At 58.4% G+C, this 13,416-nt stretch carries 11 protein-coding genes and 1 tRNA gene; 3 read left to right on the forward strand and 9 right to left on the reverse strand.

The genetic code is table 11. From position 1 onward, the window contains the following. Window positions 1-102: 102 nt before the first annotated feature. From Q0903_RS03670 to Q0903_RS03695, 6 genes are all read right to left on the reverse strand, one after another. Window positions 103-178 (reverse strand) — tRNA-Trp (locus tag Q0903_RS03670). Between the two features lie 171 nt (window positions 179-349). Next, window positions 350-1,591 (reverse strand): CoA transferase, encoded by a 1,242-nt coding sequence (locus tag Q0903_RS03675; protein ID WP_299025241.1) that lies wholly within the window; start codon window positions 1,589-1,591, stop codon window positions 350-352. A 1-nt stretch (window position 1,592) separates the two neighbouring features. Further along, the gene (locus Q0903_RS03680; RefSeq protein ID WP_299412938.1) at window positions 1,593-2,435 is read right to left on the reverse strand and encodes a MaoC family dehydratase N-terminal domain-containing protein; all 843 of its coding nucleotides are present in this window, start codon (window positions 2,433-2,435) and stop codon (window positions 1,593-1,595) included. Between the two features lie 239 nt (window positions 2,436-2,674). Continuing rightward, window positions 2,675-3,337, reverse strand: a complete 663-nt coding sequence (locus tag Q0903_RS03685) for a CatB-related O-acetyltransferase (RefSeq protein ID WP_299412941.1) — start codon at window positions 3,335-3,337, stop codon at window positions 2,675-2,677. A 142-nt stretch (window positions 3,338-3,479) separates the two neighbouring features. Continuing rightward, window positions 3,480-4,655: an elongation factor Tu gene (gene tuf, locus Q0903_RS03690; RefSeq protein ID WP_299025203.1), complete on the reverse strand. Its 1,176-nt coding sequence runs from the start codon at window positions 4,653-4,655 to the stop codon at window positions 3,480-3,482. Window positions 4,656-4,800: 145 nt separating this feature from the next. Next, window positions 4,801-5,409 carry a hypothetical protein gene (locus Q0903_RS03695; RefSeq protein WP_299412942.1) on the reverse strand — a complete coding sequence of 203 codons (609 nt, stop codon included), beginning with the start codon at window positions 5,407-5,409 and terminating at the stop codon, window positions 4,801-4,803. Window positions 5,410-5,536: 127 nt separating this feature from the next. Between Q0903_RS03695 and Q0903_RS03700 the strand changes: the two genes are divergently transcribed. Continuing rightward, on the forward strand, window positions 5,537-6,889 hold the full coding sequence (locus Q0903_RS03700) for a cytochrome P450 (protein WP_299412945.1): 1,353 nt from the start codon (window positions 5,537-5,539) through the stop codon (window positions 6,887-6,889). Here the strand turns inward: Q0903_RS03700 and Q0903_RS03705 are convergent. The 3 genes from Q0903_RS03705 to parC are packed head-to-tail and all read right to left on the reverse strand — an operon-like array spanning window position 6,886 to window position 11,712. Further along, the gene (locus tag Q0903_RS03705) at window positions 6,886-8,094 is read right to left on the reverse strand and encodes a M48 family metallopeptidase (protein ID WP_299412947.1); all 1,209 of its coding nucleotides are present in this window, start codon (window positions 8,092-8,094) and stop codon (window positions 6,886-6,888) included. The two genes, Q0903_RS03700 and Q0903_RS03705, sit on opposite strands and share 4 nt — an antisense overlap. Further along, entirely contained in the window at window positions 8,091-9,428 is a 1,338-nt protein-coding gene (locus Q0903_RS03710) for a DUF898 family protein (RefSeq protein WP_299412950.1), read from the reverse strand. Before Q0903_RS03710 ends, Q0903_RS03705 begins: the two co-directional genes overlap by 4 nt. Then, window positions 9,409-11,712: a DNA topoisomerase IV subunit A gene (parC, locus tag Q0903_RS03715; protein ID WP_299412953.1), complete on the reverse strand. Its 2,304-nt coding sequence runs from the start codon at window positions 11,710-11,712 to the stop codon at window positions 9,409-9,411. Before parC ends, Q0903_RS03710 begins: the two co-directional genes overlap by 20 nt. A 196-nt stretch (window positions 11,713-11,908) precedes the next feature. Between parC and Q0903_RS03720 the strand changes: the two genes are divergently transcribed. Beyond that, window positions 11,909-12,490 (forward strand): SH3 domain-containing protein, encoded by a 582-nt coding sequence (locus Q0903_RS03720; protein ID WP_299412956.1) that lies wholly within the window; start codon window positions 11,909-11,911, stop codon window positions 12,488-12,490. Between the two features lie 74 nt (window positions 12,491-12,564). Beyond that, window positions 12,565-13,392: an SDR family NAD(P)-dependent oxidoreductase gene (locus Q0903_RS03725; RefSeq protein WP_299412959.1), complete on the forward strand. Its 828-nt coding sequence runs from the start codon at window positions 12,565-12,567 to the stop codon at window positions 13,390-13,392. The last annotated feature ends 24 nt before the right edge of the window (window positions 13,393-13,416 follow it).

Genomic DNA, 13,416 nt, shown 5'->3' on the forward strand with positions numbered 1-13,416 from the left:
AGCCGCGGTATGGGATCAATCAATCACGCCAGATCCGGCTGTTGAAAAAACAGCAACAATCCAGAGCGGTGACGCGAAAAATCTGTGACCTGTGGGGAAAGTTGGCAGGGGCTGAGGGACTCGAACCCACGACCCTCGGTTTTGGAGACCGATGCTCTACCAACTGAGCTAAACCCCTATGCCGAGGCATGGCCTATTCTGGATTGCAGTCAGGATCAAGAGGGATCGCGCCTAGATCGGTCAAATTGCACTAGGTTTTTGCAACAGGCCATTGCGCCGCGCCTATCGACCTCTCATGAGAAGGGAGCCTGCGCATGGCACAGGCTCCCTCAATTCAATTCGCCAGCGTTCAGGCCGCAGTGCGCGGGCGGGCGAATGACGGGCTTTGCACAACACCTTTGTCGAACAGTTTGCCGATCTCGCCATCGGTCATACCCACGACGTCACCCAAGACCTCTTCGGTATGCTGCCCCAATACTGGGGCAACCTGCGGATCCTTACGTGGTCCCGATGAAAACGTGACCGGCGCACCAGGCACCGGAAAGCGGCCAAGGCCCGGCTGGTCCAGCATTTTGAACATCGGGTTTGCCGTGCTCAAATCGGGGTCTTCCGCGACAGCTTGTTTGATCGTGCGAAACGGCGCCCATGTCAGCTTCATCGCGTCAAACATCGGACCAATCTCGCTAAGCGCGCGGGCAGCAAACCATGGCTTGAGAATCTCAGTAATCTCATGGCGCAAGGTCCAGCGGTTGCCTTCATCGCGCAGGCTCAGACCACTGTGCTGCTCGAGAACACCCAAAGCGTTGGTGGATTCTGTCGCCTTCACCAGACCCGACCACTGCCGACCTGTCAGCCCGATGACCATAATGCGCGCACCATCGGCGCAGACAAAGTCCTGCCCGTAGGCACCATAAAGCGCGTTACCCGACTTGGTGCGCGCTGTCTCGTTCACAACAGCATCCCCGATCAGACCCAAGTGACCCATGGCAGCGGCGGCGACGTCTTTAAGTGACAGCTCAACCTCTTGACCAGTGCCACGGCGCAGGCGGTGACGCTCTGCCGCGAGCAAGGCACTGACACACAGATTACCCGCCAGCAAATCCCATGCCGGAACCGCATTTGCGACAGGCCCTTCATGGCCTTCAGGGCCGGTAATGTCAGGCACCCCCAACGCTGGGTTCACTGTATAATCGACCTGCGGGCGGCCGTGACGATCCCCCAGAAGGGTAACTGTGATCAAATCCTTTCGGTGCTGGCGCAGGGTGTCGTAATCCATCCAACCGCGCACGCGCAGGTTCGTCAGAAACATTCCCGCGTCCTCACCTGGCGCAGTGACGATCCGTGTGACCAGCTCTCGCCCCTCTTCAGATTTCATGTCCACCGCAACCGAGCGTTTGCCCTTGTTCAGGCCCGCCCAAAACAGACTCTGCCCCGATGGTGCCAGTGGCAGGCGGCCTGCGTCCAGCCCCCCTTCAACGCGGTCAAAACGGATCACATCCGCACCCATCTGTGCCAGTGTCATACCCGCAAGCGGCACCGCAACAAAAGCCGAGCCTTCGACGACACGCATACCCTGTAAAATCGTGCTCATATCATATCTCCCATATTGCGCTGGCTTGCATGCCCTGATGGCTGCCCTGTGCAACCGTACACAGCGACCATTCCACATCGGATGTTTTGCTTGCCGAAATCTCCACCGAGTCGGACGCAAAGACAGGATGCACACCACGGAATGAAAACATGCTCGGCGCACGCCCACGATGGCGTGTTGCCATATCCATCAGCAAGTTTGCCTGCAGCGGGCCATGCACGACCAGATCCGGGTAATGCTCTACCTCTTGGGTGTAGGGCAGATCATAATGGATGCGGTGCGCGTTGAAGGTTATCGCGGAATAGCGGAAGAGCAGCGGTGTCGTGATCTCTACTGGCTCACGAATGCTATCTGTCGGGGGCGTGATCGCGCGCGGCGCACGGAAGCTGTCGGGGATCTGCAAGTAGACAATATCCTGCTGCTCGCGCACTGCCAGACCATTCTCGCCGCTGATGTCATGCTCCAATGTGACAAATACCATGTCGCCCGCTGCACCCGATTTCTCGGTCACGTTTGCAATACGGGTTTCACGGCTCAGGCGCTCCCCGACATGCAGGGGTGAAATGAACTCCAGTGCGCCCCCTGCCCACATGCGGCGGTTCAAACGAACGGGCGGCATAAAACCACCGAGCCTCGGATGCCCGTCAGGGCCGAGATGCGCCATTGACGCCGTTGGCGGGAAACCGAACCAGTGCCAAAGAGCAGGAAGTGCATCCCCCTTCCGCGGTGTCGCCACATCAGGATTGCCCAACACCGCATGTGCCGATTGCGCGCCCATCGCCGAAACTTCACCGGTGCTGACTTCACTTCGGTTAATCCATGCAGAAAGGTTGATCTGATCCATAATAGTGCCTCCTCGTTGCACTAAATGTCGTCCAGACCTCGGAAAAATCAAGCATTATTAATGGGTTATCGGTAGACCATCGTATACAATAGAAAATTGCTGCGAATGCAGCCACTGCCGCTTGCGTTGAATTTGCTACACCTTTTGCGCGAATCTCACGTAATTCTGCGATGCAGCAGGGACTGCATATTTTTTGGGCGAACTTCACTATGCCCGCCCAAAACGCCCCAAAGGTTTCCCTACGTCGCTCTTCGTGCGAGGGCCTGAACATCTCCGCCGCAAATCAAACCTTCGTTTTCAAGGATCATGTCGATAGGCCAATCCCACCATTGCAAACGCTGCAAAGTGTCGATTTCTTCTTGTGAAAATCGGTGGCGCACAACGCGGGCAGGATTACCGGCTACGATGCTATAGGCGTCGACGCAGCCCTGAACAACAGCCCCCGCACCAACGATAACGCCATTGCCAATCTCGGCTCCGGGCAAAATCCGCGCTCCTTGACCGATCCAGACATCATGCCCAATACGCGTATCCGCACCCGCTGCTGGCATCGACGGACGGTTGGCCATCGGCCCTCCGCCAAATACGGCGAAGGGAAAGCTGGAGATACCATCATAGCGGTGATTGGCGGATGCTGTGATAAACTGCACCCCATCCGCGATCTGGCAGAACTTTCCTATGATCAGCTGCTCTGGACTGAATTCATATAGATAGGGGGCCAGATGTGCGGCCCAGTCATCGGGTGGGGTGTGCGCGCTGGCATAGCTGTATTCGCCCACCGTTATGCGAGGGTGGGACAAAGCTGAACGCAAAAAGACAGTTCCTTCATGGGCGCACCCATCTGGCAAACGGATCGGGTGCAAGGTCGTGGGGTTGGCGAAACTCTCACGGGTATCAGGCATATCGGCTCCTGCGATTTACTGGATGATCCGCCCGTTTGGCAAAATTTGCAAACAAATGCTGCCCCCTCCAAACGAAACAAAGGCCCCTCCTTTCGGAGAGGCCTTTGCTTTGCTGTCGCACAGAGACCTGCGCGAAGCGAAGTTACTCGGTGATTTTCGACACAACGCCCGCGCCGACGGTGCGGCCACCTTCGCGGATCGCGAAGCGCAGGCCCTGCTCCATCGCGATCGGTGCGATCAGCTCAACGTCGAACTTCAGGTTGTCACCCGGCATAACCATTTCCGTGCCCTCGGGCAGCTGAACAGTACCGGTGACGTCCGTGGTGCGGAAGTAGAACTGTGGACGGTAGTTCGCGAAGAATGGCGTGTGACGGCCACCCTCTTCCTTGGTCAGGATATACGCCTCGGCCTCGAACTTGGTGTGCGGGTTCACGGACTTGGGCGCGCAAAGCACCTGGCCACGCTCAACACCCTCACGGTCGATACCGCGCAGCAATGCGCCGATGTTATCGCCTGCCTCACCACGGTCCAGCAGCTTGCGGAACATTTCAACGCCTGTGCAGGTCGTTGTTTTCGTGTCGCGGATACCCACGATCTCGATGCTGTCGCCCACGTTGATCACGCCACGCTCAACACGGCCAGTCACAACTGTACCACGACCGGAAATCGAGAATACGTCCTCGACCGGCATCAGGAACGGCTGGTCCACGGCGCGCGCTGGCGTCGGGATGTATTCGTCCACAGCGGCCATCAGTTTCTTGATGGATTCTTCGCCGATCGCCTCATCGCGACCTTCCATGGCTGCCAGAGCGGAGCCGGGGATCACAGGAATGTCGTCGCCAGGATACTCATACGAGGACAACAGCTCACGGATTTCCATTTCAACCAGTTCGAGCAGCTCGTCATCGTCGACCTGATCAACTTTGTTCATGTAAACAACCATATACGGGATGCCAACCTGACGGCCGAGCAGGATGTGCTCACGCGTCTGGGGCATTGGGCCGTCTGCTGCGTTCACAACCAGGATCGCGCCGTCCATCTGCGCTGCACCGGTGATCATGTTCTTGACGTAGTCCGCGTGGCCCGGGCAATCAACGTGCGCGTAGTGGCGCGCTTCGGTTTCATACTCAACGTGCGCTGTCGAGATCGTGATACCGCGTGCTTTTTCTTCGGGCGCGCCGTCAATCTGGTCATACGCTTTGAAATCGCCAAAATACTTGGTGATCGCAGCTGTCAGCGTCGTCTTACCGTGGTCAACGTGGCCAATCGTGCCAATGTTGACGTGCGGTTTGTTACGTTCAAACTTTTCCTTTGCCATGGTGGGCGCCCTTCCAAAATTCCGTGAGCCCAAAGCGGACCCGTATTGCATATGGCGCGCGGCATATTTGGTCTGAGGAATAAAATCAAGCGGCTCTTGCAGCCTGTGCGCAGTTTCATGCACAAGCGTGCAGCCATGGCGCAGCCTAGTCGCCTACGGCTGCTGTTCCATCACTGTCATCAGGCACCGCAGTCGCGACACCCTCGTTAAACCAGCCCTTTTCGGCGTTCTGTTTTACCAAGAACGTCTCGATCTGTTTAACGGCATTCTGGCTTAGATTCTTGAACTGCTCTTCTGCTGATTTGGTATAGCCCGATCCCACAAGCGGCCCTTGGTCGAGTGATTCCAATACGGTGATCTGGTGCGCTTTGGAGGTAAGCTTTTTATTCTTGGCATCGTCCCAAACAGTGATGCGTATAATCATTGCTGATTTGGGTGCGGCCACTACAGGTACGCCCGGAGGGGCGAGGAAATAACTCTCGATCGAGATGCCGAAGTGATAGAGACGCGCGCCCTCATAGCGGTCAAACCGCTCGGCCACAGCCTCCTGCAGCATCTTTTTCATGACTTCTGTATCAAGCGTACGGCCCAGCGGGACCTTTTGCACCTTGGGCGCGACAACAATGTTATGGCCGAGGTTAAAATCGCCCAGCGGCACGGCGGCCTTGCCGAGATCAGCCGCTCCATTACAGGCTGCGACACTCAGCCCCAGCAGCATCATACCAAAAACGCGTAACAAACTGATCCGACCCATCACGCCGCTCTCCTCACTGTTTGCCCTGCGATACCGCATGGCTGAAGGCGGTGCAATGCACGCGCGCGTGTTGGCAAAAGCGCAGCGCCAGACTAGGTTAGCGGCAAGCCCAGCGAAAGGCACCCGAATGCCACCACTTGATCCCCCTGTCCGTGCGCCCCTGATCAACTACAACCCCGGTATTTTGAAATCTCTCAGCAACCTGCGGGATAACGTACTGTTGGCGATTCCCGAACAAGCGCTGGAGCAGCCAATATACTCGGGCCAGACATTCACCCGCTGGCATATGGTAATGGAGCCGCAGGCCATTCGCGAGATCCTACTCGAAAAACTGGATAATTATCCAAAGTCGAATGTCACCAAAGCGCTGCTTAACCCCGCTATCGGATCATCTCTGTTCATTGCCGAGGGTGCCCATTGGCGTTGGCAACGGCGGGCGGCGGCCCCTGCCTTTGCCCACCGTACCGTTAGCGCATTGGCCCCTGTAATGAGCAGTGCCGCAGAGCGGACCTGCGACCGCATCGCCGCCGCTGGACCGCGTGCAGTGGACGTCGCGCAGGAAATGGTGACGGCCACCTTTGATGTAATCGCCGACGTGACATTCTCGGGCGATGATATGATGGACCGCACCGCCGTTCACGATGCTATAGACGGATATATCAGCGAGGCAGGCCGCGTCAGTGTCATGGATATTCTCGGCCTTCCCGCATGGATACCACGGCCAGGCCGCGCACATGCGCTCAAACAACTGGACGTAACCAAAGAGGCTGCCGATGCCGCGATTGAGCGGCGACATGCACGCGGGACCAGTGACGTGCCAGACCTGCTGGACCTGTTGCTGGCTGCCGAAGACCCCAAGTCAGGCCGTACGATGACTACGGCCGAGTTGCGCGACAATTTACTAACCTTCATCGTCGCAGGGCATGAAACCACGGCGCAAACACTCGCGTGGGCACTGTATCTGATGGGGTATGACACCGATGCACAGGACCGCGCCCGCGCCGAGGCGCAAGCCGCTTTGCAAGGGCGCGCGGCCACGGCAGACGATCTGGCAAACCTTCCCTATATCCGCCGCGTCATTGACGAAACACTCAGGCTCTATCCAGCCGGAGGGCTACTGTCGCGCACAGCACTGACCGAGGATACGCTGTGCGGCACAGAGATCAAGCCAGGTGATACGGTTATGATACCTGTCTATGCCTTGGGGCGGCACCGCGATCTGTGGGAGGATCCTGATGCCTTCAATCCCGACCGGTTCGAAGACCGTAAGGCGATTGACCGCTTTGCCTACCTGCCCTTCGGTGACGGGCCGCGCATCTGCATCGGCGCGTCCTTCGCCCTGCAAGAAGCGGTCATTATCCTTGCGACGCTCCTGTCGCGCTTCCGGTTTTCAGCCGTGCAAGGCCGCACACCAGAGCCAAAGATGATCATCACACTGCGCCCCGATGGCGGAGTCTGGATGACGGCAGAACCTGTCTAGTCAAGCGGCGGCGGCAATAGAATTTCAGGTGCCAGCGGATCGTTGTCGCAGACGGTTTTCAACGCGTCCCATTCCGCATCTGTTACGATGTCGCCATATCTCTTGTCGTCCTGCGCCGCCGCGCGGGAAGCGTAAATGCGGCTGGTCAGGGTCGGGTGACTGACAAAATGCGATACGATCCCATCCGTGTCGCCGTACTCATCACGCAGTCTTTCGAACATATCACCAAGAGCTGCCGGCGACACGCCCGCTTCCTCGAGTGCGCTATAGGCGTAGACATCGGCCCCAGCCTCGGCGCTTTGGGCATAGTTAGCACTGATCAATTGCTCGGTCAGGAACAGCACCGCCGCACCGCCTGCAAAATCACCGAACAACAGACCAAGAATACCGATGCTACCGGCAGAGCGCAGCGCGTGGCGGGTCGGATCGCGGTTGACCACATGGCCTACTTCGTGCGCCAGCACAGCGGCGATTTCATTAGGGCTCTGGGCTGCGTCGATCATGCCGCGGAAAAACACGATATACCCACCGGGCAGGGCAAAGGCATTCACCATCTCATGATCCAGCACGAACACGGTATAATTGTCGGCGTTTTCCGCACCCACGAACGAGACCAGCATGTTGTCCAGCGCCGTCAGCCCTTGGGCGCTGTCACAGGTTGGCAATGGCGGCAGACCAGTGCCCGCCAGTGCCTGACGGATTTGCGCAAAAGTCGCCTCGCCCAGCGCGCGTTCGCCCGCAGGCGGCACGAAGGTCGCAAGACGGTCAGCCAGCAGTGGCACCAGCACACCAATCTGCACAGCAACCGCCGCCATCGCACCAAAGGCCCAAGCCGCCAGCCGCCCGCGCCCCTTGGGCGGGGCAGAATGGCGCAGATTTGGCATGGTGCGCAGCACAGTCGGATCAGACAGATGCAACCGCGCCAACTGATCACCTGTCCAACGCAGGATGACCCCCTCTTTTCCGGCGGTGTCATCCAGCTGCCTGATTTCATCCAGCGGCCAACGCACCCCCACCGCAGGACTATCGGGCAGGCCAATTTCCAGCATCCGCGCCTGCGTATCCACCATCAGCGTCACGCTGCGCGGCAGGGGCGTATCCCCGTCGAAATATGCGCTGTGGCGGCCGTTATAGACGCGCCCGTTCGGGCGGTTCGGCTCTGCTGTTTCCAGCGACACGGGCGGCAGATCGGGCGGCATGCTCATATCGCGGCCCCCAGATCCAGCGCCTCGGCAAAGCCTTCGGCCTCGGCAAATTCATCGCGGGCACGCTGGCTGACATCGCTGAGGCCAACCACATTATGCAGGCTGAGCGTTATAGCCATGTGCCGCATGAGCGGGAAGGTCACGAAGACATGGTGCAGCACGCCCCAGAACAAAAACACTGACAAATAAAGCAGCGCGATAATGACCACAGACAGCCATTGCGGCAGATCACCCAGCGGATCGCCCGTGCCGATCTGCGCCTCAAGAATCGCATCAGGCCCCAACAGCGCAAAGGCCACACCAACAATGCCGACAATTCCGAACACCAAAATGGTGTAGGCGATCGTCGTGCCCAGCACATAGATCATGGAAATGCGCAGCCCTTTGAGCTTAGAGCGCATCTGCACCCCCTCGGCATGCTTGTGATCGGCCAAAATACGTTTGGTGACAAACCGGTAATGCACCGCGCCATAGATAAGCAGCATCGTGACAGGGATGAACAAGAACAGACGTTGGGGCGCTGTCCAGTCAAACGGCATATAGCCCAGATCAATCGCAGCCCCCATGCTACCCAGCAAATCATCCAGCGGCGCATCACTTTGCGGGATCAACGGCTGCAGCCACACCAGCCAAACTGCCAACAAAAACACAAGCACCACCCCCAAAGCAAATGGCCCTGCAGCGCGGTACAGCATGGTCCAACGCCCCCCTTGCACCAGTTTGGCTGAGCCAAAGAACGTACGATCCGTCTTATACTTCTCCAGATAAAACGTCATACGCGGCCAGAGCAGACCTGCCGTACAGATTGTGATGATCCAATGCACCAGCGCACGCCACGCATAGCCCCACGCGCCTTTCTCAAGGCCGAACCGCACCCCCCGCCAGCGCGTGCGGCCCAGCACATAGCGCCTTGCGCGATATTGCGCGTAGAACCAGATCGGGATCACGCCCAGCACGCTACCGAAATATCCGATGAACGAGCTCTGGAATAACGAGAAGCTGGCGAACATAAGCAGCAGGTTCACAATGCCTATGTAGAAGGTCAGGATCACCACCGCGATAAAGAACCCCAGCAGCTTTTCCCAAGGATCACCGACATATTCCAGTGGGTGCCCCCCAGGCCGGATCGACGACCAATACCAGCGACGCAGACGCGTCTTCATCCAAAACCTGTAGAAACCAAGGCTGAGCACTGTCCAAAAGCCCGTTTTCAGCGCGAGCCAGAACAGCGCGGATCGGTTGCCGACAAACCAGACACCCAGCCCGTGTGTCGGGACGGGCGGCGGGGCCGCAACGGCCTGCGGCAATGCCGGCTCAGGTAAACTTGTTGTCACGCGGGAAGCCACGTGGCGCCATGCGGCCTGCACTGGCACGCTTGCCAGTCCATTCCTCCAGCGCCGTCTCGGTGCGGGTGCGCCCCGCAGGATCAAGCCAGCTGAGCCCGTCCGCGCGGGTAAAGGTAATGGCATCGGACAGGCCGCCATCTTTGTACTTTTGCATCCGCACGCCTTTGCCGCGGCCCATTTCGGGCAGTTCGTCCAGACCAAAGACCAACACCTTGCGGTTCTCGCCCACGGCAGCCACGCTATCGCCTGTGACAGGTTTGCAGATCAGCGCACGGGTCTCACTGCGCACATTCAGCACCTGCTTGCCAGACCGCGTCTGCGCGACAACATCCGCCTCTGGCACGATGAAACCATCGCCCGCGCTGGACGCGACCAGCAGCTTGCCTTCTGGTTTGTGGATAAACAGGTCAACGATCTGCACTTCATTGGGCAGATCAACCATCAGGCGCAGCGGTTCTCCCATACCGCGCCCACCGGGCAGGTTGGCGGCAGAGACAGTGTAGAACCGTCCGTTACTGCCAAAGGCCAGCAAACGGTCCGTCGTCTCGGCATGGAACACAAATCGCGAACTGTCGCCATCTTTGAACTTCAACTCGCGCGCCAGATCGATGTGGCCCGTCATCGCGCGAATCCAGCCCATTTCCGAGCAGACAACAGTGATCGGCTCACGGTCTATCATCGCTTCCAGAGGCACATCCTCTATCTCACCCGCTTCGGCGAATGTCGTACGGCGCGCGCCGCCTGCGTAGGCTTTGCCGAACTGCTTTTTCGTCTCGCGCAGCTGATCGGTGATGCTGTCCCACTGCAGGCTTTCGTTCTCCAACAGATCCTCAAGGCCCGCGCGTTCTTCCATCAACTCGGACTGTTCGCGCAACAATTCCAGCTCTTCGAGGCGGCGCAAGCTGCGCAGGCGCATGTTCAGAATCGCTTCGGCCTGCACCTCCGAAAGCTCGCCCTCACCAGCGCCGGGCGAGACATAGTCCTTTTCGTCCATGGCGCGGACGTGGGTTTTGCCCCAGTCCTCGCGCATCAAGGCCGCTTTGGGCTCATCATCGTAGCGGATGATGTCGATCACGCGGTCAAGGTTCAGGAAGGCAACGATAAAGCCTTCTAGCACTTCAAGGCGATGATCGATCTTTTCCAGACGGTGGCGCGAGCGGCGCTCCAGCACTTCGCGGCGATGATCAAGAAAGGCGCGCAGCACTTCCTTCATCGAACAAACCTTCGGCGTAACCCCATCAATCAACACGTTCATGTTGAGCGAAAAGCGCACTTCGAGATCGGAAGCGCGGAACATCATGCCCATCAGAACTTCGGGATCGACGTTCTTGCTGCGCGGTTCCAGCACCATGCGCACGTCTTCGGCACTCTCGTCGCGCACATCTGCAAGAATGGGAATTTTCTTGGTCTGGATGGCCTCGGCAATCTTTTCGATCAGCTTGGATTTCTGCACCTGATAGGGAATCTCAGTCACGACGATCTGCCATTGCCCTCGGCCAAGGTCCTCGACCTCCCAACGACAGCGAAGACGGAAACCACCTTTACCGGTGCGATATGCAGCAGCGATATTCTCGGGCGGCTCCACAATCACCCCACCCGTCGGAAAATCCGGCCCCGGCACGTAGTTGAGCAGCGTATCATCACGCGCGTCTGGTGATTTAATCAGGTGGATACAGGCATCACACAGCTCGGATATATTGTGCGGCGGAATATTCGTCGCCATGCCCACCGCAATACCGGAGGAGCCATTGGCCAGCAGGTTCGGGAATTGTGCAGGCAAGACGGATGGTTCTGTCAGACGGCCATCGTAGTTGTCGCGGAAATCCACGACGTTCTCGGACAACCCTTCCAGCATCGCCTCGGCAACGGCAGTCATCCGCGCTTCGGTATATCGGGATGCGGCGGGATTATCGCCATCAATGTTGCCAAAGTTGCCCTGCCCGTCCACCAGCGGATAGCGGACGTTGAAATCCTGTGCCAGGCGCGCCATCGCGTCATAAATCGCGGCATCGCCGTGCGGGTGGAAATCCCCCATCGTATCGCCACTGATCTTGGCAGATTTGAGAAACCCACCGGTCGAGTTGAGGCGCAGACGGCTCATCGCGTAGAGAATGCGACGATGTACAGGTTTTAACCCGTCCCGCGCATCGGGCAGCGCGCGGTGCATGATCGTGCTCAACGCATAGGTCAAATACCGATCCCCTAACGCGACGCGCAGCGGCTCGAATGTTTCTTCATGGCGCGGTGGAGTAGGTTTTTTGGTGTCTGACATATCGCGTGTTTAGCTGCGCATCGGCAGGCCGACAAGCGCCTGCTGCGCGAAAAGCGCATCCACCATGCGACACCGTGTCATTCCTGTGACGTGTCTAGATTATTCATTTTCCCCCTAAAAAGGAATCGTTTTGTTTGTTAGAGAGGTGCGGGGGAAGCCTGTTTGGTGGCTTCATTGGTTTGCGGGAGTTGCCGGCGTGAAAACATTTATACTACTTACATTCGGCTTTTTGGGTTTTGCCTTTTATGAAATGAGCGGCGGGTCCGACTTTGAACCTGCAAGCGCTCGTCTGGCGGCCGCCGAGCCACAAGAAGCAGTAACCGCATCCGTGCAGCCCGTGGCAGAGACTCCTGCCGAAGAAGCTGTTATCAACACCGCTTCCATCACAAAAATCGACAGCACCCCCAGCGTGACCCGCGTCGCCTTGAACCTGACCAACGTAACCAACGCCGCAGCCGAAGCGACACAGCCTGAGACGATTGCCAGCACCGCGACCGTTCTGGACAGCGCCGATACGCCACAGATCATTCTGCCCAGCCTGATCGCCACAACCTCGTCTTCCGATGGAACCGAGGTTAACCGCGACATTCGCACTGTATCGGGCAACCGCGTGAACGTGCGGGGTGGTCCCTCCACCAACTACGGCATCGTCAGCAGACTGACCCGCGGCGAGGAAGTGCAGATCCTCGAAGATAACGGCGAAGGATGGGTGCGCATGCGCCCCGTTGACGGCGGCGAAAGCGGCTGGATGGCCGATTTCTTGCTCACCTCCGGCTGATCCGCACACCTGCGATTGCAAACCCGCGCAAAACAGCGCATCTGAGGCCTCGTTCACCCGCGAGGCCTTTTTTCATGACACAACGTACAATTCTGATCACGGGATGCTCTTCCGGCATCGGATATGCAGCGGCCCACGGATTGCGTGACCGAGGCTGGCAGGTCTATGCTGCATGCCGCTCGGAACTGGATTGTGCACGCCTGCGCGACGAAGGGTTCGACAGCCCGCGGATCGACTATGCCGATGCCGATAGCATCATTAGCGCGCTTGCAGACGTGCTGGAGCATACCGGCGGCACGCTGGACGCTGTTTTCAACAATGGCGCCCACGCCACCCCGGGTGCAGTCGAGGATTTGCCCACAGAAGCCCTGCGCGAGATTTTCGAGACCAATTTCTTTGGCTGGCACACACTAACCCGCGCAATCATTCCTGTAATGCGCGCCCAAGGGCATGGCCGGATCGTGCAATGCTCGTCGGTCTTGGGGCTGGTCGCTCAGCCATGGCGCGGCGCATATAACGCCACCAAATTCGCGCTTGAAGGTCTGACGGACACGCTGCGCCTTGAAATGCGCGGCACAGGCGTGCTGCCCATCCTGATTGAGCCCGGTCCGATCACGTCCAAAATCCGCACCAATTCAATCCCGCATTTCGAGCGGTGGATCGATTGGGAGAATTCTGCCCGCGCGTCAGAATACGAAACCGTGCTGGCACAGCGCCTGTATAACGACAACGGCCCCGACAAGTTTGAGCTGCCACCCGAAGCTGTTGTTAAAAAGCTGATCCACGCAGTTGAGGCCCCTCGCCCCCGCGCGCGGTACTATGTAACAACCCCGACATATCTGGCCGGAACCCTACGCCGCATCCTGCCAACACGCCTGCTGGATCGCGTCTTGTCCCGTTAGGGGTTGCAGGACCGTCGATCACCG

Source organism: uncultured Sulfitobacter sp., assembly GCF_947502895.1.
GTDB lineage: Bacteria > Pseudomonadota > Alphaproteobacteria > Rhodobacterales > Rhodobacteraceae > Sulfitobacter.